Origin of the sequence: Streptomyces sp. CB01881 (genome assembly GCF_002953255.1) — a bacterium.
Taxonomy (GTDB): domain Bacteria; phylum Actinomycetota; class Actinomycetes; order Streptomycetales; family Streptomycetaceae; genus Kitasatospora.
Genome location: NZ_CP026498.1, coordinates 8,379,104 through 8,398,174 on the forward strand (window position 1 = coordinate 8,379,104; position 19,071 = coordinate 8,398,174).

Here is a 19,071-nt window from a genome sequence, read left to right on the forward strand (position 1 = left end):
CGGTTGCCGACCGTCACAGGACATCACAGCGCGTGGTGGTTCGCATGCGGGTGGACCACTTTCGGCGGGTGCGTGTCGCATGCGAACGGGGCGTGCGCCCGAACGGCTCACGCCCCGTCAGTCTCCTTCGTCGGGCGCCTGATCAGACCACGCCCAGCGCGTACGCGGCGAACAGCGCGGCCGCGGCGCCGGCCACCGCCTTCCAGGTGCGGGAGAACGTCGTCCACGGGCCGTCGAAGCGGCGGGTGAACCACCCGATCGCGACCAGCACGGCGCCGAACAGCGGAAGCAGCGCCAGCCGGGCGGCCACCCAGCCGAGCGAGTCGGGGGCGCCGGTCAGCCCGGGCACCGTGCCGAGGGCGGCCGCGCCGGGAACGGCGACGGCGAGCATCGCGCTCTGGTGCCAGCAGAAGATCGTCATCGCCGAGAGGTTGACCACCACCACCGGCAGCCAGAGCAGCGGACGGCGCTTCAGCAGCCGGCCGAGCCGTTCACGCAGCAGCACCGCGGCGCCGCACTGCAGCGCGGCCAGCGCCAGCACCAGCAGGGACGGCGGGTGCGAGTTGGTCCGCTCGGCGCCGGGCACGCCGACCATGCTCGCCGGGTAGTGGAAGACCAGCAGCAGTACGGCGAACAGTGCGCCGCCGCCGAACAGCAGCAGCCGCGCCGCCGGACGGCCGAGCCGCCCCCGCGCCCAGAGCACGCCCAGCTGGTAGCCGAAGAGCCAGCCCGGCAGGATGTTCAGCAGCCCGACCCAGGACGGCACCGCCTCGGCCCAGGGGCCGTACCGGAGCAGGTCGACCACGGCGACCACGGCGGCCAGGATCCCGGCCGACCAGCCGCGCAGCCGCCGGGCGGCGGTGACGCAGAGCGGGGTGAGCGCGGTCAGCCCCAGGTAGACGGCGATGTACCAGAGCGGCTGCACCACCAGCACCGAGCCGGTCCGGACGGTGTCGCCCGGGACGCCGAGCCGGTCCAGTACCGGGATCAGCAGCGCCCAGACGGCCGCCACCCCGAGCACCGGGCGCAGCAGCCGGACGGCGCGGCCGCGCAGCCAGCCCGCGTAGCCGCCCCCTTTGGCCCGGGCCCGTTCCAGTGAGCGGACCGAGGAGTGGCCGCCGACGAGGAAGAAGACGCCGAGCATCTGGAGCACCCAGCTGGCCGGGGCGAGGAAGCCGAGCGAGCCGAGCGGGCTGGCGTTGTGCAGCGCGCCGTCGGCGGAGAGGGTGAAGCCGCCGAGCATCCAGTGCCCGAACGGCACCGCGAGCAGGGCGAGTGCGCGCAGGCCGTCCAGGGCGCGGTCGCGGGTCTCGGGGGTGTGGGCGTCGATCTGGTCGGCGGCGCGGCGCAGGGCGGTGATCGGGTGGGCCATGGCGGGTCTCCGTTCGCGGGGCGGTGCGGGCGGCGGGGCCGGCGGGGTGAGCGGGTCCGGCGAGGTGGGCGGGGTGGGCCGCGTCGGCGGTTGCGCGGCCTCGCCGGGTACGGCGGTTGCAGCGGCTGCGGCGGCTTCAGCGGCCGAGGGCGACGGCGGCGCAGGCCGCCAGCGAGGCGGTGCCGGGGGCGAAGTAGCCGGCGTGGCCGTGGGATCCGGTGGCCGGGAGCGGGCGGGCGCCGAAGCCGGGGGCGGTCGGGTCGGGGCCGTGGCCGAGGCCCAGGAGCGAGACGTTGGGCACGTTGCCGATCCAGTCGGAGCCGTTGCGCTCGACGGCCCAGAGCGGCACCCGGGGATCGAGCTCGGCCGCGGAGGCGACGCCCATCCCGGGGGAGCCGAGCACCACCACGCCGGAGGTCTGCCGCGGTCCGAGCCCGGCCAGCCCGCAGACCACCGAGCCGTAGCTGTGGCAGAACACGGTGGCGGGTGCCGCGGGGGCGGAGGAGACGGCGAGGCCGTCGAGCAGCCGGGACAGCCGCTGCGCCCCGGCGTGGGCGAGCGTCTCGGTGGCGGCGTCCGGGCCGACGCCGACCGGGGTGGTGTAGCCGGCCCAGGCGATCACGGCGGTCTCCCGGCCGGTGGCCTCGTACAGGGCCCGGGCCATCCCGGCCGGGGCGCCGTACGGATCGCCCTGCCGGTCGTAGTCGTGCAGGTCGACGTCGGAGCCGGGGACGATCACGGCCGTCCGGCGGGCGGTGGCCAGGTCGCCGTAGACCTCGGCGACCTGGCCGCGGCCGCGCGGGTCGAAGGCGAGGATCTGCCGGCCGTCGTCCAGCAGCGTGCGGTAGCGCTCGGCGCGGTCGCGGGCGGCGGTGTGGTCCTGCGGGGTGAGTGCCGGGTCGGCGGCGCGGGCCAGTTGGCGCTCGCGCTCCCCGGCCAGCGCCAGCGCGTTGGCCCGGTAGCGGAGCCGGACGGGGGCGCCGTCCAGGTTGCCGGTCACCAGCGGGTGGCGGACGGCGAGCGCGTCCTGCCGGGCGGCGGGCAGCTTCTCGAAGAAGGCGGCGACCTCGGCGGGGGAGGCGGTCGCCGGGTCGGGCAGCCGCAGGCCCAGGGTGGTGTCCGCGACCCAGGCCGCGCTGCCGGGCGGCGGCCCGGTGACCGCCTGCTGGGTGTCGGCGGACCAGCCGCCCGCGCCCAGGACGGCGGCCAGCGCCACCGCGGCGGCGGCGACCGCCCGCCGGAACCGCCGGGGCCTGTGGTGGGTGCGCGGCTGCCGCATCTCGTTCTCTCCTCGTCCGTTCGGTCTCGACGGAGAGGAAGGTAGAAATACGACGGCCCCGCGTTCGTCACACCGCGGGGCCAACTCCCGGGTACTACCCGGGTATCACACGACCGGGCTCACTGACCCGGCGTCACCAGCCCGGACTCGTAGGCGAGGACCACCGCCTGGGCGCGGTCGCGCAGGCCGAGCTTGGCGAGGATGCGGCCGATGTGGGTCTTGACGGTCTGTTCGGCGAGCACCAGCCCGCCGGCGATCTCCTGGTTGGAGAGGCCGCGGGCGATCAGCTCCAGGACCTCCGTCTCCCGCGGGGTCAGGCCGTTGAGCCGCAGCTTGGGGTCGCGGCGCCTGGCCGGCTTGTTCCGGGCGAACTCCTCGATGAGCCGGCGCGTCACCGAGGGGGCGAGCAGCGCCTCGCCGGCCGCGACGACCCGGACGGCGGCGATGAGGTCGGCCGGGGGCGCGTCCTTGAGCAGGAAGCCGCTCGCCCCGGCGCGCAGCGCCTCGTACACGTAGTCGTCCACGTCGAAGGTGGTGAGCATCAGCACCTTGGGGCGGTGGGCGCCGGGGACGGCCGGCTCGAGCAGCCGGCGGGCCGCCTCCAGGCCGTCCATGCCGGGCATCCGGACGTCCATCAGCACCACGTCGGGGTGGGAGGCGCCGCTCACCTCCAGGGCCTGCGCGCCGTCCGCCGCGTCGCCGACCACGTCGATGTCGCTCTGGGCGTTCAGCAGGGCGGCGAAGCCGGCCCTCACCATCGCCTGGTCGTCGACGATGATCACGCGGATGGTCATGCGGGTTTCTCCCCGGGGGTGTCGAGCGGCAGGACGGCGGCCACCTTGAAGCCGCCGTCGGGCAGCGGGCCGGTGTCCAGCCTGCCATCCAGCAGCCGTACGCGTTCGCGCATTCCGACAAGGCCCTGGCCGGTGCCCTCGGCCGAGGCCTCCAGCGACTCGGTGCGCGCCGGCGGGGCGCTGTTCACCACGGTGACCTTCAGGCCCTGGTCGTCGACGGCCAGTGAGACCCACGTCTGCGCGCCCGGCGCGTGCCGGACGACGTTGGCCAGCGCCTCCTGCACGATCCGGTAGACGGAGAGGTCGACCGCCGGGGGCAGGGTGCCGGCCAGCTCGGGCGGCGTGGCCAGCTCGGCCGGCACCCCGGCCCGCCCCACCGTCTCGACCAGCTGGGCCAGTTGCCCGACCCCCGGCTGCGGCGCCTTCTCGGCGGCCGACTCCTCGCTGCGCAGCACGCCCAGCAGCCGCCGCATCTCGGCGAGCGACTCGCGGGCGGTGCCGGCGACGGCGGAGAACTCCTCGGCGGCCGCCGCCGGGACCTCGGGAATCCGGTACGGGGCGCTGGCCGCCTGCACGGCGATCACCGACATGTGGTGGGCGACCACGTCGTGCAGCTCACGGGCGATCCGGGCGCGTTCCTCCAGCAGGGTGCGCCGCTCGCGCTCGGCCTCGCTGATGTGCTCCTGCTCGGCGAGCAGCCGCTGGGCCTCGGCCCGTTCCCGCAGAGCCCCGCCGAGGACCAGCACGGCGCCGGACAGGGCCGCCGCCAGCAGGGTGTTGTCGCCGCCGAACCGGCTGCCGGGGGCGATCGCCGACAGCAGGAGGCTGGTGGCACTGGTGACCAGCCAGACGGAGACCAGGGTGCGCCGGGGTTCGCGGAGTGCGAGCGGCAGCATCAGGAAGAGGTAGCCCACCAGGCTGGTGGCGGGCCAGGGCCAGACGGAGGAGGTGTCCCTCCCGGTGGTGAGGATCAGCAGGGAGGTGAGCAGGTCGGCGCCGCCGATCATCCACCAGGCGGGCAGCGGGCGGCTCACCGCCAGCAGCAGCGGCACGGTCTGCGCGACGGCGAGCCCCGCGGCCAGGCCGGCGTTGAGCCCGTAGTCGCTGCTGAGGACGTTGATCGAGCTGGGCAGCAGCGAGGAGATCGCCGCCACCGCGAAGACGTAGGGCAGATAGCGGAGCCAGGGGCGGGAGACGTGGGCCAGCAGCGGGGTGTGGTCGGCGGAGGGGCGGGTGAGCGGGGCGAGCAGTGCCAGCAGGGCGGACACGGCGGGCGGCCGGCCGCCGCCCCGGGCCGGTTCGGTGGTCGGATCGATCATCCCGTCAGCGTAGGCGGGGCAAGGAGCCGCGGCGTGCTACCAGGGGCTGGATCCGGCCGTAGTACCCCGGTATGACACGGGGCCTCAGCGGCGCCAGTCGCCGGCCAACGCCGGTCCCAGCTGGTCGAAGTAACGACCGATCAGGGCGATCATGCCGTCCGGGCCGGACTCCTCCTGGTCGGCGGTCCAGGACAGGTGGGCCGCGCGCAGCACGCTGCCGAAGACCGCGGCGATCACCGTGGGCCGCAGGTCCTCGGCCGGATCCAGTCCCTCGCGGGCGGCGATCACCTGGGCCACCACCCGTTCCTGCTCGGTGACCCGGCACAGGTGGGCGGCGAGCAGGGTGGGCGACTCCTCGATCATCGCGATCAGCTCCAGCGCGCTGGTGACCGAGCCCGGGCCGGTGTGCAGCGGGGAGCCGAGCTCGCGCCAGGACTCCACGATGGCGGCCCGCAGCGCCTGGATCGGGTTCTCCTCGGCGGGGCGCCGGCGCAGCTGCTCGATGAAGTAGTCCTCGGCGTCGGCCAGGACGGCGAGTGCGACCTCGTCCTTGTTGGCGAAGTAGCGGAAGAAGGTCCGCTGGGAGACGTCGACGGCGGCGGCGATCTCGTCCACGGTCGTCCGGGTGAAGCCCTGGCTCAGGAAGAGCCGGTGGGCGGCCTCGATCAGGGCGTCCCGGGTCTGCTGCTTCTTGCGCTCGCGCAGGCCCGGGCCGGTGCCGTCGGCGGTCCCGTCGCGTCCGGCGGGTCGTCCGGCCGCCGGGGCGGGGGCGGCGGGCTGGGGCTGAGCGGCCATGGCGGGGCCTTCCGGGCGGTGGGTGCGGCTGAGGTGCAGGGGCACAACTGTAGCGGTCTGACAAATGTCAGTGAACGACATGAGTCAGTCCAGGACATCAGTCAGCTATGGACACAAGTCAGTGTTTGCCGAATGGCAGTCACTGACATAATCTCCGAACGTGGCGCCCGACGGCCGGGTAACTCGTGGGGACGGGCGGCCGGGGCGCCACGCCCATGCCAGTCCCACCGCCATGCCCCCGGAGGGCCCAGATGAGCCAGTCCGTCGTCAAGAGCGCCGAGGCGGACGTCCCGCCGCAGCGCAAGCCCCCGGCCGCAAGGCGCCTCCAGGGGCACCCCTGGCTGACCCTGCTGACCGTCGCCGTCGGCGTGATGATGGTCGCCCTGGACGGGACGATCGTCGCGATCGCCAACCCCGTCATCCAGGCCGACCTCAAGGCCGCGCCCTCCGAGATCCAGTGGGTCACCAGCGGTTACCTGCTCGCCCTGGCGGTCTTCCTGATCACCGCCGGCAAGATCGGCGACCGGTTCGGCCACAAGACGACCTTCCTGGTCGGCGCGGTCGGCTTCGCCGCCACCTCGGCCGCGATCGGCTTCGCCACCGACATCCAGACGGTGATCGCCTTCCGCGTCCTCCAGGGCCTGTTCGGCGCGCTGCTCCAGCCGGCCGCGCTCGGCCTGCTGCGCGGGGCGTTCCCGGCCGAGCGGCTCAACATGGCGATCGGCATCTGGGGCGGCGTGATCGGCGCCTCCACCGCGGCCGGCCCGATCGTCGGCGGCCTGCTGGTCGAGCACGTCAACTGGGAGTCGGTGTTCTTCATCAACATCCCGGTCGGCCTGATCGCGCTGGCCCTGGGCGTGTGGATCCTCAAGGACGTCCGGGCCGAGAACGCGGCCAAGTCCTTCGACGTCCCCGGCATCGTGCTGCTCTCGGTGGCGATGTTCGCGCTGGTCTTCGGCATCATCAAGGCCCCCGAGTGGGGCTGGGGCGACACCCGCACCGTCCTGTTCCTCGGCGGGGCGGTGGTCCTGATGGGGCTCTTCGCGCTCTGGCAGGGCAAGGCCCGCGAGCCGCTGATCCCGCTCAGCCTGTTCCGCTCGCTGCCCCTGTCGGCCGGCACCCTGCTGATGGTGCTGATGGCGTTCTCGTTCTTCGGCGCGATCTTCTTCGTGACCTTCTACCTGCAGAACGTCCACGGGATGTCGCCCGTCTCGGCCGGCGTCCACCTGCTGCCGATGACCGGCATGATGATCGTCGGCTCACCGCTCGCGGGCCTGGCCATCGGCAAGCTGGGCCCGCGGATCCCGATCGTGGCCGGCATGCTGATCACCACCACTGCGATGTTCGGCATGTCCACCCTGGACGCGGGCTCCGGCACCGGCGTGATGTCGCTCTGGTTCGTGCTGATGGGCCTGGGCATCAGCCCGGTCATGGTCGGCGCTACCGAGGTGATCGTCGGCAACGCCCCGCTGGAGCTCTCCGGCGTGGCCGGCGGCCTCCAGCAGGCCGCCATGCAGGTCGGCGGCAGCCTGGGCACCGCCGTCCTGGGCGCGCTGATGGCCGCGAGGGTCACCGACGTGCTGCCCGGGAACTGGGCCAAGGCCGGCCTGCCGCCGGTCGAGGGCGCCCAGGCCGAGGGCCTCAACCAGGCGGCCCAGCTCGGCATCGCCCCGCCCGCCCCGGCCGGCACCCCGCAGCAGGCCGTCGACGCGATGGCCGGCGCCGTCCACGACTCCTTCGTCAGCGGCATGTCGCTCGCCTTCGCGGTCGCCTCCGTGGTGGCCTTCGCCGCCGCCCTCCTCGGTCTCCTCACCCGCCGCGGCGCCACGGACGCCGGCCCCGCCGTGCACATCTGATCCACCGCGCGCCCGACGGCGGCCCCGGACTCGGCGGAGTCCGGGGCCGCTCCGTCGTTCCCGGGCCCGCCGGGCCGGTCCTGGGGCGGGCCCGGGAACGACGGAGGGCCGGACCTCCCGGGTGGGAGGTCCGGCCCTCAGCGGCCGTCAGGCGGCTGTCAGGCGTCGCCGCCGGCGGCGCCCGGGTCGGCCGCCGCCACGTCGAGCAGCTGGTAGCGGTCGATCGCGTCCTTCAGGGCGCTGCGGTCGATCTTGCCCTGCTTGGCGAGCTCGGTGAGCACGGCGAGGACGACCGACTGGGCGTCGATGTGGAAGAAGCGACGGGCCGCGCCACGGGTGTCGGCGAAGCCGAAGCCGTCGGCGCCCAGCGACTGGTACGGGCCCGGCACCCAGCGCGAGATCTGGTCCGGCACCGCGCGCATCCAGTCGGAGACGGCGACGAACGGGCCCTCGGCGCCCTGGAGCTTCTGCGTCACGTACGGGACGCGCTGCTGCTCCTCGGGGTGCAGGAGGTTGAACTCCTCGCTCTCCACCGCGTCGCGGCGCAGCTCGTTCCAGGAGGTCGCGGACCAGACGTCGGCCTTGACGTTCCACTCCTCGGCGAGGATGCGCTGGGCCTCCAGGGCCCACGGCACCGCCACGCCGGAGGCGAGGATCTGGGCCGGGATCTGGCCGGCGGCGCCGGGGGCGTACCGGTGCAGACCCTTGAGGATGCCCTCGACGTCGACGTTCTCCGGCTCGGCCGGCATCTTGATCGGCTCGTTGTAGACGGTCATGTAGTAGAAGACGTCCTCGCCGTGCGGGTGCTCCGCCGACGAGCCGTACATCCGCCGCAGGCCGTCCTGGACGATGTGCGCGATCTCGAAGCCGTACGCCGGGTCGTACGCGACGACGCCCGGGTTGGTCGAGGCCAGCAGCTGCGAGTGGCCGTCGGCGTGCTGCAGGCCCTCGCCGGTCAGCGTGGTGCGGCCGGCGGTGGCGCCGATCACGAACCCGCGGGCCAGCTGGTCGGCCATCTGCCAGAACTGGTCGCCGGTGCGCTGGAACCCGAACATCGAGTAGAAGACGTACACCGGGATCAGCGGCTCGCCGTGGGTCGCGTAGGACGAACCCGCGGCGATCAGCGAGGCGGTGCAGCCGGCCTCGGAGATGCCGTCGTGCAGCATCTGCCCGGTCGGCGACTCCTTGTACGCCAGCAGCAGCTCGCGGTCGACCGACTCGTAGGTCTGGCCGAGCGGGTTGTAGATCTTCGCCGACGGGAAGAGCGAGTCCATGCCGAAGGTGCGGTACTCGTCCGGGGCGATCGGCACGAAGCGGTTGCCGATGCCCTTGTCGCGCATCAGGTCCTTGAGCACCCGGACGAACGCCATGGTGGTGGCGATGGTCTGGTTGCCGGAGCCCTTCTTGACCGCCTTGTACGCGTCGTCGCCCGGCAGCTCCAGCTGGCGCGGCCGCACCTTGCGGGTCGGCACGTAGCCGCCCAGCTCCTTGCGGCGGTCGTGCATGTACTGGATCTCTTCCGAGTCACGGCCCGGGTGGTAGTAGGGCGGGTAGCCCTCTTCGAGCTGCTTGTCCGTGATCGGGATGTGCAGGCGGTCGCGGAAGCGCTTGAGGTCCTCGACCGTCAGCTTCTTCATCTGGTGGGTCGCGTTGCGGCCCTCGAAGTTGGGGCCGAGCGTCCAGCCCTTGACCGTCTGGGCGAGGATGACCGTCGGCTGGCCCTTGTGCTCGCGGGCGGCCTTGAACGCCGCGTACACCTTGGCGTGGTCGTGACCGCCGCGACCCAGGTGCTGGATCTGCTGGTCGGTCATGTTCTCGACCATCTTGCGCAGCCGCAGGTCGCCGCCGAAGAAGTTCTCGCGGATGTACGCGCCGGTCTCGGTGGCGTAGGTCTGGAACTGGCCGTCCACCGTGGTGTTCAGCTTGTTCACCAGGACGCCGTCGCGGTCCTGCGCGAGCAGCGGGTCCCAGCTGCGGTCCCAGACGAGCTTGATCACGTTCCAGCCGGCGCCGCGGAACTGCGACTCCAGCTCCTGGATGATCTTGCCGTTGCCGCGGACCGGGCCGTCCAGGCGCTGCAGGTTGCAGTTGACCACGAAGGTCAGGTTGTCCAGGCCCTCGCGCGCGGCGAGCGACAGCTGGCCGAGCGACTCCGGCTCGTCCATCTCGCCGTCGCCGAGGAAGGCGTAGACGTGCGACTGGGAGGTGTCCTTGATGCCGCGGTGCTCCAGGTAGCGGTTCATCCGGGCCTGGTAGATCGCGCCGAGCGGGCCGAGGCCCATCGAGACGGTCGGGAACTCCCAGAAGTCCGGCATCAGCCGCGGGGTAGCTGGAGAGGCCGTACGGGGCCTTCGACTTCTCCTGGCGGAAGGCGTCGAGCTGCTGCTCGGTCAGCCGGTCCAGGAGGAAGGCGCGCGCGTAGATGCCGGGGGAGGCGTGACCCTGGAAGAAGATCTGGTCACCGGACTCGCCCTCGGCGTCCTTGCCGCGGAAGAAGTAGTTGAAGCCGACGTCGTAGAGCGACGCGGAGGAGGCGAAGGTGGCGATGTGGCCGCCCACGCCGATGCCCGGGCGCTGGGCGCGCGAAACCATGACGGCCGCGTTCCAACGGGTGGCGTTGAGGACCTTGCGCTCGATCTCCTCGTTACCGGGGAAGAAGGGCTCGTCCTTGGTGGCGATGGTGTTGACGTAGTCCGTGCTGCGCATCTCGGGCACGGCGACACGCTTCTCGCGGGCGCGCTCGATCAGGCGGAGCATCAGGTAGCGGGCACGCTCGCGCCCCCGCTCGTCGATGGCCGCGTCGAGCGACTCCAGCCATTCCGCGGTCTCCTCGGGATCGAAGTCCGGGACCTGACTCGGAAGGCCGCCAATGATGATCGGGTTGCGATCGGATCCGGAAGCCACGCTGTTCCTTCACTGTCGGTCGAAACTGAGGTGTGTCGCGCCGCCTCCATCGTGCTACCGCGCTCGGAGATCCGTCATCTCTACCGATCGGTAACCGTTCCGCCTGGTGGGCGGTACGGTCTGGCGGTGTGCGGAACAGGCGCTGTTGCCTGTGCCGCGCACCACCGGGTGTTACGAACAGAGGTGGTCCGACCTGGTTGCCTGGCCGCCCGATGGCGGGCGGCCGGGGTGAGGGCCAACAGGAGACTCTACGCCCGCGCACGCGCGGACCCGAATGCCGTTCGTATCTCGGGCATGCGTACGGCCTGTGGACCGGGACCACCCGAAGCATCCTTGTCCCACGCAGAGAAGGGCAAATCGGTGTGATTCGCGACACCTCGACCGGCGTGTCCCCCTGCGACACGTCAACCTTTGGAGGGGATCGGGGGTCGGGTACTTGCGCGAACCGCCGCGCCCGTGTGGACTACGGCCACAGCCTCGGCATGGATGCCGGGCCAAATACTGGAGGTTATTCCCGTGAGCGCGACCGCGGACCCCGCGGACAAGTCCAACCCGGCGCACCGTCTCGCTTTCGAGGCGGGCCAGATCATCCAGGAGCTGGGGTACGACGACGACACTGACCAGGAACTCCGCGAAGGAATCGAGGAGCTCACCGGGACGGATCTCGTCGACGAGGACTACGACGACGTCGCCGACGCCGTCCTGCTGTGGCACCGCGACGACGACGGGGATCTGACCGACGCCCTCGTCGACGCCCTGGAGTACCTGGCCGAGGGCGGCCTCATCTGGCTGCTGACGCCCAAGACCGGCCGCGACGGCCACATCGAGGCCTCGGACATCGCCGACGCGGCCCGGACCGCCGGCCTCTCCCAGACCAGCTCGATCGCGATCGCCAAGGACTGGGCCGCCACCCGTCTGGCGACCAAGGCGACGAAGACGGGCAAGCGCTGAGCGCCCCGACGAACCGGTCCGGGGCCTGAGCCGCGGACCGGGGCCGGGCCCCGTCGGAGGAGACTCCGGCGGGGCCCGGTCGTTTCCGCCGGCCCGTCCGGCCCCGCTCCCGGCCTGCTCCGGCCGGCCCCGGTCCACCCCGGTCCACCCCGGTATTCGCGGGGGAGGTGCGTTCGCTCACGGCGAACGCATCCGCCCGGCAGCCCGGCGGCCTCACCCGTCCGGCCGAACCGGTGTCAACGGATGCGAAGATGGCGACCGCCGCGCCCGCTGCGCGGCCCGGTCGCGTCAGAAAGGTCCCATCCATGGCCATCGAGGTCGGCACCGAGGCCCCGGACTTCGAGCTGAGGAACCAGCACGGCGAGCCGGTCAGGCTCTCCGACTTCCGGGGCGGGCAGAACGTCGTCCTGGTCTTCTACCCGTTCGCCTTCACCGGGGTCTGCACCGGCGAGCTCGGCGCGATCCAGAAGGAACTGCCGCGGCTGCAGAACGACGACGTGCAGGTGCTCGGCGTCTCCAGCGACTCGCCGTTCAGCCAGCGCGTCTTCGCCGACCGGGAGGGCCTGGAGTTCCCGCTGCTCTCCGACTTCTGGCCGCACGGCGAGGTCGCCCGCGCCTACGGTGTCCTCGACGAGCAGAAGGGCTGCGCCGTCCGCGGCACCTTCGTGATCGACAAGGCCGGCACGGTCCGCTGGAGCGTCGTCAACGACCTGCCGGACGCCCGTGACGAGCAGGAGTACCTGAAGGTCCTCGACTCGCTCTGAGGCCCCCTCCCCGCCCGCGCGGGACCGGCCCGGCCGAGATTCGAACAGCCACGCCGGTCCCGTTCCCTGCCCAGGACGGGAACCCCGCACTACGATCGGTCCGTTGGCTGGTCAGAGGGCCGGGGGCAACCGCCGCCGGTGCCTCGGACCGCACCACGGGGGCACCAGGGGTGCCTCCCGAATCTTGGAGGACAAGTGGGTGTCAGCCTGAGCAAGGGCGGCAATGTCTCGCTCACCAAGGAGGCCCCCGGCCTGACCGCCGTGGTCGTCGGCCTCGGCTGGGACGTCCGTACCACCACCGGCACGGACTTCGACCTGGACGCCAGCGCCCTGCTCTGCAACGACCAGGGCAAGGTCGGCACGGACGGCAACTTCGTCTTCTTCAACAACCTGAAGAGCCCCGACGGCTCGGTCGAGCACACCGGCGACAACCTGACCGGTGAGGGCGAGGGCGACGACGAGCAGATCAAGGTCAACCTGGCCACCGTCCCGGCGGACGTGTCCAAGATCGTCTTCCCGGTCTCCATCTACGACGCCGAGAACCGGACCCAGAACTTCGGCCAGGTCCGCAACGCGTTCATCCGCGTGGTGAACCAGGCCGACAACAAGGAGCTGGCCCGGTACGACCTCTCCGAGGACGCCTCCACCGAGACCGCGATGGTCTTCGGCGAGCTCTACCGCAACGGCGCCGAGTGGAAGTTCCGCGCCATCGGCCAGGGCTACGCCTCCGGCCTGCGCGGCATCGCCCAGGACTTCGGCGTCAACGTCTGAGCCTGGCGGCAGGCCCTGGCGGCCTGACGGAGCACCATCGGCCGGGGCGGCCGCCGACGCATGACGTCGGCGGCCGCCCCGGCTTCGCGTTGTCCCGGCGCACTGGAAGGATAGGAGTTCAGGAAGTTCAGCCGGCCGGAAGAGGCCGGGCGGGGCCACGGGGGAATAGACCTGAGATGCGCCCCGGAGGCAAAGGGAGGAAGGACAGCGATGAGTGTCACGCTCGCCAAGGGTGGAAACGTCTCGCTCACCAAGGCCGCGCCGAACCTGACGCAGGTGCAGATCGGGCTCGGCTGGGATGCCCGCTCGACCACCGGGGCGCCGTTCGACCTCGACGCAAGTGCGCTGCTCTGCTCGGGAGGGCGGGTGCTCGGCGACGAGTACTTCGTCTTCTACAACAACCTGAAGAGCCCCGAGGGCTCGGTCGAGCACCAGGGCGACAACCTCACCGGTGACGGCGAGGGCGACGACGAGGTCGTGCTGGTCAACCTGGACCTCGTCCCGCCGCAGGTGGACAAGGTGGTCTTCCCGGTGTCGATCTACGACGCCGAGTCGCGGCTGCAGAACTTCGGCCAGGTGCGCAACGCGTACATCCGCGTGGTCAACTCCGTGGACGGACAGGAGATCGCGCGCTACGACCTGACCGAGGACGCGTCCAGCGAGACCGCGATGATCTTCGGCGAGCTGTACCGCTACGCGGGGGAGTGGAAGTTCCGGGCGGTGGGCCAGGGTTACGCCTCGGGCCTGCGCGGCATTGCCCTCGATTTCGGCGTAAACGTACAGTAAAGGCGCGATACCCGCCCGCGGCGCATTCGCCGCAGGGGGCGCCATGAACTCGAAAGGTAACCAAGTCCCGTGTTCCTCCGCACATTCGGCTGGTCATTCGCGATCACCGTCATCGGGCTGATCGCAGCCGGCCTGCTCTGGGGAGCCGAGGGATTCGGCATTGTGCTGATCCTCTCCGTCCTGGAGATCTCCCTGTCGTTCGACAACGCGGTGGTCAACGCCACGGTGTTGAAGCGGATGAACCCGTACTGGCAGAAGATCTTCCTCACCGTCGGTGTGCTGATCGCCGTCTTCGGCATGCGGCTGATCTTCCCCCTGCTGGTGGTCGGCCTCACCGCGCACCTCAGCCCGGCCACGGTCATCGACCTGGCGCTCCACTCGGACAAGACCTACGAAGGCCTGACGTACGCCCAGTACCTGGAGGCCGCCAACCCGGCCATCGCGGCCTTCGGCGGCGTCTTCCTGCTGATGATCTTCCTCGACTTCATCTTCGAGGAGAAGGACTACAACTGGCTGGCCTGGATCGAGCGTCCGCTGGAGAAGGTCGGCAAGCTGGACGCCTTCTCGACGGTCGTCGCGCTGGTCACGCTGCTGCTGGCGTCCAACTTCTTCGCGGGTGAGCACGCCGAGACGGTGCTGCTCGCCGGTGTGCTCGGCCTGGTCACCTACCTCTCCGTGAACGGGCTCTCCTCGGTCTTCGAGGCGGGCCTGGAGGAGGAGGCCGAGAAGGAGGAGGAGGCCGAGAAGACCGGCAAGTCCATCGTCCAGGTCGGCGGGAAGGCGGCGTTCTTCCTCTTCATGTACCTGGAGGTCCTGGACGCGTCGTTCTCCTTCGACGGCGTCGTCGGCGCGTTCGCCATCTCCAGCGACATCTTCCAGATCACCCTGGGCCTCGGCATCGGCGCGATGTACATCCGTTCGCTGACCGTCTTCCTGGTCCGCAAGGGCACCCTGGACGACTACGTCTACCTGGAGCACGGCGCGCACTACGCGATCGGCGCGCTCTCGGTGATCCTGCTGGTCGGCATCGAGTACCACATCCCGGAGATCGTCACCGGCCTGATCGGCGTGGCCTTCATCGGGCTCGCCCTCGGTTCGTCCATCCTCCGCAACCGCCGCGAGGCCGCCGCGGGCGGGGGCGAGGAGCGGGAGCTGGTCAGCACCGGCAAGTAGCAGGACCGGCAAGTAGCAGGACCGGCGTGTAGCCGGGCCGGCAACGACAGGGCCGGCAACGGCAGGTCCGCCCGCGGTGCCCGGTGGCGCCACGGCGGAAACGGAACGGCCGCCCCCTTCGGTGAGAAGGGGGCGGCCGTTCGGCGTTCTCGGGGCGCTGCCCCCGATGGCTAGCCCAGCTGCTGCTCGATGGCGCGCAGCTTGCGCTCCAGCGAGTCCAGCTTGGGCATCGACAGCGTGTCGTCGTCGGCCGTCAGGTCGATGGACGAGCTGCGGTAGGACGAGGACGAGGAGGAGCTGCTGCGGTACGACTCGTCGGAGGAACCGAACGAGGAGGACGAACCGTAGGAGGAACCCGAGTCGTAGGAGGAGCCCGAGTCGTAGGAGGAACCCGAGTCGTAGGAGGAACCCGAGCCGAAGGAGGAGCCCGAGTCGTAGGAGGAGCCGAGCGACGAGGACCTGAGCGACGAGGATCCGACGGCGGCGCGCGGGCGGCGGCCGGTCTCCAGGGCGCTCAGCGGGGCGGGCTCCAGCGAGGAGGCGGCGTTCTGGGTGGTGGCGTCGGCGTCAGCGGCTAGGGCAGGCTCCGTAGCGCTTGGGCCGTCGCCGGCAGCGGTGAGCGCGGGCACCTGGCGGCCGCCACGGGCCCGGGCGAGCATGCCGCCCTGGCGGGAGATGGCCTTGAGCTCGGCGCGCTCGCGGCGGTCGGCGCTACGGGCACGCAGCTTGGCGGCCTCCTTGGCCTGACGCTCCTCGCGCACCTCCTCGACCGCCTCGTCCAGGCTGCGGACGTTCTCCAGCAGCATCAGCGACCAGGCCGCATAGGTCTCGCGGGGGGCGCGCAGCCAGCGCACGATGCGGATCTGCGGCAGCGGGCGCGGCACGAGGCCCTGCTCGCGGAGCGCGGCCTTGCGGGTCTGCTTCAGCGCCCGGTCGAACAGGATCGCGGCCGAGATCGACATGCCGGAGAAGAACTGCGGGGCGCCGTCGTGCGACACGCCGCGCGGGGCGTGGACCCAGTTGAACCAGGCCGAGGCGATCGCGAAGACCCAGACCAGCAGGCGCGAACCGAGCGCCGCGTCACCGTGGCTGGCCTCGCGCACGGCGAGCACCGAGCAGAACATCGCCGCGCCGTCCAGGCCGAACGGGACGAGGTACTCCCAGCCGTTGGAGAGACCCAGGTTCTCCTTGCCGAAGCCCACCAGGCCGTGGAACGACAGCGCGGCCGCGACGCCGGCGCAGCAGAACAGCAGGACGTAGGAGGAGATCCCGTAGATCATCTCCTTGCGCCGGCGGCGCTCCTCGCTGCGCTCCCAGGAGTCGCCCGAGTCCTCGGTCTTGCCGGTGTTCTTGAAACGCAGCGTCGCCACCAGGATGGCGGTGAACAGCAGGGCTGCGCCGCCGATGACGGTCCAGACCAGCTGTATGGAGGTCAGGTTCATTGCGGGTCGGGCCTCGGGTTTCCGCAGGGGACAGGGGGCACATGGACACAGGCGGTCAGGTTCCCTCCCCGGGACCGGGCCTGACGGTGCGTCGTTGCTTCCGGCGCGCCCGTCCCACCCGGGCAAGGGGGCGGACGGGACACCTGTGCGGCTAGACGATATCGCGTCCGAAGGGGCGGCATGTTACGGGAGGGGAGCTTCGACCGGCCAACCGACCCGCCGGTGCCGGTCGTTGGCGGGCTCCCCGGTGGTGCCCGCCGGTGTTCGGGGTATGGGGACGGGTAGCGAGCCCGCCGGTTGGGGAGTTCGGCTACCCGGCGGGCGGGCTGATGCCCGATCATGGAGCGGTGGACCGCCAGATCGACTGGTGGTACCAGGGGGAGGACTGGGATGGCCTCGATTTGGGAGTACCTGCGCGGGGAGCGGAACACCCTCGACCCGGGCGGGCAGCACAAGGTCACGCTCACCAAGTCGACGCCGCAGCACGCGATCACCGGGGCTGCGGCCACCACCGGGTACCTCTACGTCAACCTGCACTGGACCACCCGGATAGGAGCCCCGCGCCCGTCCGGCCGGGACACCCTCAAGCGCTGGTTCAGCCCGCGCATCCTCAGCCCGATGGAGCCGGACTCCCAGCAGGCGGCGCAGGTCAACGTCGACCTCGACCTGGCCTGCCTGTACGAGCTCTCCGACGGCAGCCGCGGCGTGGTCCAGCCGCTCGGCGGCCTCTTCGGCGACCTCCAGCGGGTCCCCTACATCAAGCTCAGCGGCGACGACCAGTACGGGGCGCCCTCCGGGGAGACGATGTACGTCAACCTGGAGAAGAAGGACCAGTTCAAGCGGCTGCTGATCTTCGTCTACATCTACGACGGCACGCCCGCGTTCGAGCAGGCCAACGCGGTGGTGACGATCGTGCCGCAGACCGGCCCGCGCATCGAGATCAAGCTGGAGGAGCGGGCCGCGGCGGCGCGCTCGTGCGCGGTGGTGCTGATCGAGAACACCGGGGACAACACGCTGACGGTCCGGCGCGAGGTGCGGTACGTCAACGGGTTCCAGGCGGACATCGACCGGCTGTACGGCTTCGGGATGCAGTGGCAGCGCGGGTACAAGGGCGCCTCGGGACCTTCGGGGCCTTCAGGGCCAGAGTAGGAGCCGGAGCAGGGGGGGCGTAGGCGGGGCGCAGGCGGGCGGACGGGAGCGGACGGGGGCGCGCCGGGGCGGGCAGGGGTGCGGTTATGCCGTCGGGCGCGGGCGCGCCGGGGCGGCGGGTGTCGTCACGGGCGCGGCGGCGCCGGGGGTCGTCAAGGGTGGCCGGAGTGCCGGGTGGCCGGGGTGGTTGCCCCAGCCGGGCCCGGTGCTCAGCGCGGCTGGAACTGCGGGCCCTGCGGCGGCAGTGCGAACTCCTCGGCGGCGGCCTGGGGCTGGGGCGGCTGCTGCTGGGGCTGCGGGCCGGTGTTCGGCTGGGGGTAGCCGTAGCCGCCGGCCTGCTGGGGCTGCTGCGGGGGCTGCGGTTGCTGGGGGTAGCCGTAGCCGGGAGGCGGCTGGTTGGGCGCCTGCTGGGGCTGGGGGTAGGGCTGCTGCTGCGGCTGCGGGTAGCCGTACCCGGGGCGCGGGGCCTGCGGCGGATAGCCGTAACCGCCCTGCTGGTGCGGTGCGGGCTGGTGCGGTGCGGCCTGCTGCGGGGCCGGCTGGGGGTAGCCGTACGCCGGCTGCCGGGTCGGGGGAGCCGGCGGTGCCGGCGGGACGGTCGGCGGGGCCGTCGGCGGCGGGGGCGTGTTGGCGGGCACGGCCGGTGCCGCCGTGGGTGGCAGGGGGACGGCCGGGGCCAGGGTGAACGTGCCGGGCTCGGCCCGGGCGGCCGGCCGCGGGTCCGGTACGGCGGTGCGCGGGTCCACCGCGGGGGCGGCCGGAGCGGCGGACCCCGCGGCCACGGAGGCCGCCGCGTCGTCCTCGACGGTGATGCCGAAGTCGGTCGCCAGGCCGATCAGCCCGGAGGCGTACCCCTGGCCGACGGCCCGGAACTTCCAGGAGCCGGCCCGGCGGTAGAGCTCGCCCGCGACGAGCGCGGTGACGTCGTCGGCCTCGGGGATCGCGAACTCGGCGAGCGCGGGCGCGCCCTCGCCGCCGGCGGCGTCGAAGAGCAGTACCCGCAGCCCGGTCACCGAGCGGAACGAACCGCCCTCGGAGGAGCCGGCCAGTACCACCCGGTCCACCTCGGGCGGCAGCTTGCCGATCTCGGCCTCGACGGTGTCGGCGATCTCGGTGCCGCCGGACGTCTGCTGCTTGGGCAGGTGGCGCACCAGACCGGTGGGGTGGCGCGGCTGGTTGTAGAAGACGAAGTCTGCATCCGAACGGACCCTGCCGTCGGCGCCGAGCAGCAGTGCGGAAGCGTCCACGTCCGGCGCACCGGGCGTGGCGATCCAGCGCAGCACGGCGCGGACCGCCGCCACCGGCAGTGCGATGTTGGCGCCCTTGGCCATCACGTGCGTCATAGCCGACCATCCTGCCTGTTCGCCACCCCTTCGGACAACGTGACCGAAGGTGGTGAAACGGTGGGACTTTGCCAACGCTTGCGCTTTGTGAAGCGGAGGGTAACCTTCCGAGAATTCGATGTTTCGGAACCACATTCGACCGGAAGCCGTCCGTACGATGGGCGGCCAGAGGCCTCCGGGGGGTCCGGCAGGGGGGTGTCAGACGCGCGAGCCCGGGAACCACGGTGCCCGGCGGGCCGGTTAACCACGGTGAGGCCCCGCACTCCGGGGCCGGGTCCGACCGCCCCCACTCCGCCCCGGCGTCCTGTATCCAGCCCGCCCCCTCCGCCCACCCGCGCCAGACCGCCCCCTGCCCGACCGCCCCCGCCCCGGC

The 19,071-nt window shown here is 72.1% G+C and carries 14 protein-coding genes and 1 pseudogene; 7 read left to right on the forward strand and 8 right to left on the reverse strand.

The window, feature by feature from the left end:
- Positions 1–142: 142 nt before the first annotated feature.
- The 5 genes from C2142_RS26580 to C2142_RS26600 form a co-directional block, all read right to left on the reverse strand.
- Positions 143–1,372, reverse strand: coding sequence for an acyltransferase (locus tag C2142_RS26580; protein ID WP_148645278.1), 1,230 nt, complete (start codon positions 1,370–1,372; stop codon positions 143–145).
- A gap of 136 nt (positions 1,373–1,508) precedes the next feature.
- On the reverse strand, positions 1,509–2,651 hold the full coding sequence (locus tag C2142_RS26585) for an alpha/beta hydrolase (protein WP_148645279.1): 1,143 nt from the start codon (positions 2,649–2,651) through the stop codon (positions 1,509–1,511).
- 119 nt (positions 2,652–2,770) lie between these two features.
- Positions 2,771–3,445 carry a response regulator transcription factor gene (locus C2142_RS26590; protein ID WP_148645280.1) on the reverse strand — a complete coding sequence of 225 codons (675 nt, stop codon included), beginning with the start codon at positions 3,443–3,445 and terminating at the stop codon, positions 2,771–2,773.
- Positions 3,442–4,764 carry a sensor histidine kinase gene (locus C2142_RS26595; protein ID WP_148645281.1) on the reverse strand — a complete coding sequence of 441 codons (1,323 nt, stop codon included), beginning with the start codon at positions 4,762–4,764 and terminating at the stop codon, positions 3,442–3,444. Before C2142_RS26595 ends, C2142_RS26590 begins: the two co-directional genes overlap by 4 nt.
- 84 nt (positions 4,765–4,848) lie before the next feature.
- On the reverse strand, positions 4,849–5,559 hold the full coding sequence (locus C2142_RS26600; RefSeq protein WP_148645282.1) for a TetR family transcriptional regulator: 711 nt from the start codon (positions 5,557–5,559) through the stop codon (positions 4,849–4,851).
- A 251-nt stretch (positions 5,560–5,810) separates the two neighbouring features.
- On the opposite strand from C2142_RS26600, the gene C2142_RS26605 reads away from it, so the two are divergent.
- Positions 5,811–7,415: an MFS transporter gene (locus tag C2142_RS26605; RefSeq protein WP_148645283.1), complete on the forward strand. Its 1,605-nt coding sequence runs from the start codon at positions 5,811–5,813 to the stop codon at positions 7,413–7,415.
- A 158-nt stretch (positions 7,416–7,573) separates the two neighbouring features.
- Here C2142_RS26605 and aceE read toward each other — a convergent pair.
- A pseudogene (gene aceE / locus C2142_RS26610) lies at positions 7,574–10,319 on the reverse strand (pyruvate dehydrogenase (acetyl-transferring), homodimeric type).
- A 516-nt stretch (positions 10,320–10,835) separates the two neighbouring features.
- On the opposite strand from aceE, the gene C2142_RS26615 reads away from it, so the two are divergent.
- From C2142_RS26615 to C2142_RS26635, 5 genes are all read left to right on the forward strand, one after another.
- Positions 10,836–11,270, forward strand: a complete 435-nt coding sequence (locus C2142_RS26615; RefSeq protein ID WP_148645284.1) for a DUF3052 domain-containing protein — start codon at positions 10,836–10,838, stop codon at positions 11,268–11,270.
- 305 nt (positions 11,271–11,575) lie between these two features.
- Complete coding sequence (locus C2142_RS26620) at positions 11,576–12,034, forward strand: peroxiredoxin (protein WP_148645285.1); 459 nt, start codon at positions 11,576–11,578, stop codon at positions 12,032–12,034.
- A 195-nt stretch (positions 12,035–12,229) separates the two neighbouring features.
- Entirely contained in the window at positions 12,230–12,805 is a 576-nt protein-coding gene (locus C2142_RS26625; protein WP_148645286.1) for a TerD family protein, read from the forward strand.
- A 210-nt stretch (positions 12,806–13,015) separates the two neighbouring features.
- Entirely contained in the window at positions 13,016–13,591 is a 576-nt protein-coding gene (locus tag C2142_RS26630; protein ID WP_148645287.1) for a TerD family protein, read from the forward strand.
- Positions 13,592–13,660: 69 nt separating this feature from the next.
- Positions 13,661–14,764 (forward strand): DUF475 domain-containing protein, encoded by a 1,104-nt coding sequence (locus tag C2142_RS26635; protein WP_148645288.1) that lies wholly within the window; start codon positions 13,661–13,663, stop codon positions 14,762–14,764.
- Positions 14,765–14,934: 170 nt separating this feature from the next.
- On the opposite strand, the gene C2142_RS26640 is transcribed toward C2142_RS26635, so the two are convergent.
- The gene (locus C2142_RS26640) at positions 14,935–16,206 is read right to left on the reverse strand and encodes a DUF2637 domain-containing protein (RefSeq protein ID WP_148645289.1); all 1,272 of its coding nucleotides are present in this window, start codon (positions 16,204–16,206) and stop codon (positions 14,935–14,937) included.
- A 390-nt stretch (positions 16,207–16,596) separates the two neighbouring features.
- Here C2142_RS26640 and C2142_RS26645 point away from each other — a divergent pair, with 390 nt between their 5' ends.
- Positions 16,597–17,355, forward strand: coding sequence for a Tellurium resistance (locus tag C2142_RS26645; protein ID WP_174315748.1), 759 nt, complete (start codon positions 16,597–16,599; stop codon positions 17,353–17,355).
- A gap of 209 nt (positions 17,356–17,564) precedes the next feature.
- On the opposite strand, the gene C2142_RS26650 is transcribed toward C2142_RS26645, so the two are convergent.
- Positions 17,565–18,698, reverse strand: coding sequence for a TerD family protein (locus C2142_RS26650; protein ID WP_148645290.1), 1,134 nt, complete (start codon positions 18,696–18,698; stop codon positions 17,565–17,567).
- Positions 18,699–19,071: the final 373 nt, after the last annotated feature.

Coding starts and splice junctions, on each gene's coding strand:
- C2142_RS26645 (WP_174315748.1), top strand. CDS start 16,597: ATGGCCTCGATTTGGGAGTACCTGCGCGGGGAGCGGAACACCCTCGAC.
- C2142_RS26585 (WP_148645279.1), bottom strand. CDS start 2,651: ATGCGGCAGCCGCGCACCCACCACAGGCCCCGGCGGTTCCGGCGGGCG.
- C2142_RS26595 (WP_148645281.1), bottom strand. CDS start 4,764: ATGATCGATCCGACCACCGAACCGGCCCGGGGCGGCGGCCGGCCGCCC.
- C2142_RS26640 (WP_148645289.1), bottom strand. CDS start 16,206: ATGAACCTGACCTCCATACAGCTGGTCTGGACCGTCATCGGCGGCGCA.
- C2142_RS26650 (WP_148645290.1), bottom strand. CDS start 18,698: ATGACGCACGTGATGGCCAAGGGCGCCAACATCGCACTGCCGGTGGCG.
- C2142_RS26620 (WP_148645285.1), top strand. CDS start 11,576: ATGGCCATCGAGGTCGGCACCGAGGCCCCGGACTTCGAGCTGAGGAAC.
- C2142_RS26600 (WP_148645282.1), bottom strand. CDS start 5,559: ATGGCCGCTCAGCCCCAGCCCGCCGCCCCCGCCCCGGCGGCCGGACGA.
- C2142_RS26580 (WP_148645278.1), bottom strand. CDS start 1,372: ATGGCCCACCCGATCACCGCCCTGCGCCGCGCCGCCGACCAGATCGAC.
- C2142_RS26590 (WP_148645280.1), bottom strand. CDS start 3,445: ATGACCATCCGCGTGATCATCGTCGACGACCAGGCGATGGTGAGGGCC.
- C2142_RS26605 (WP_148645283.1), top strand. CDS start 5,811: ATGAGCCAGTCCGTCGTCAAGAGCGCCGAGGCGGACGTCCCGCCGCAG.
- C2142_RS26630 (WP_148645287.1), top strand. CDS start 13,016: ATGAGTGTCACGCTCGCCAAGGGTGGAAACGTCTCGCTCACCAAGGCC.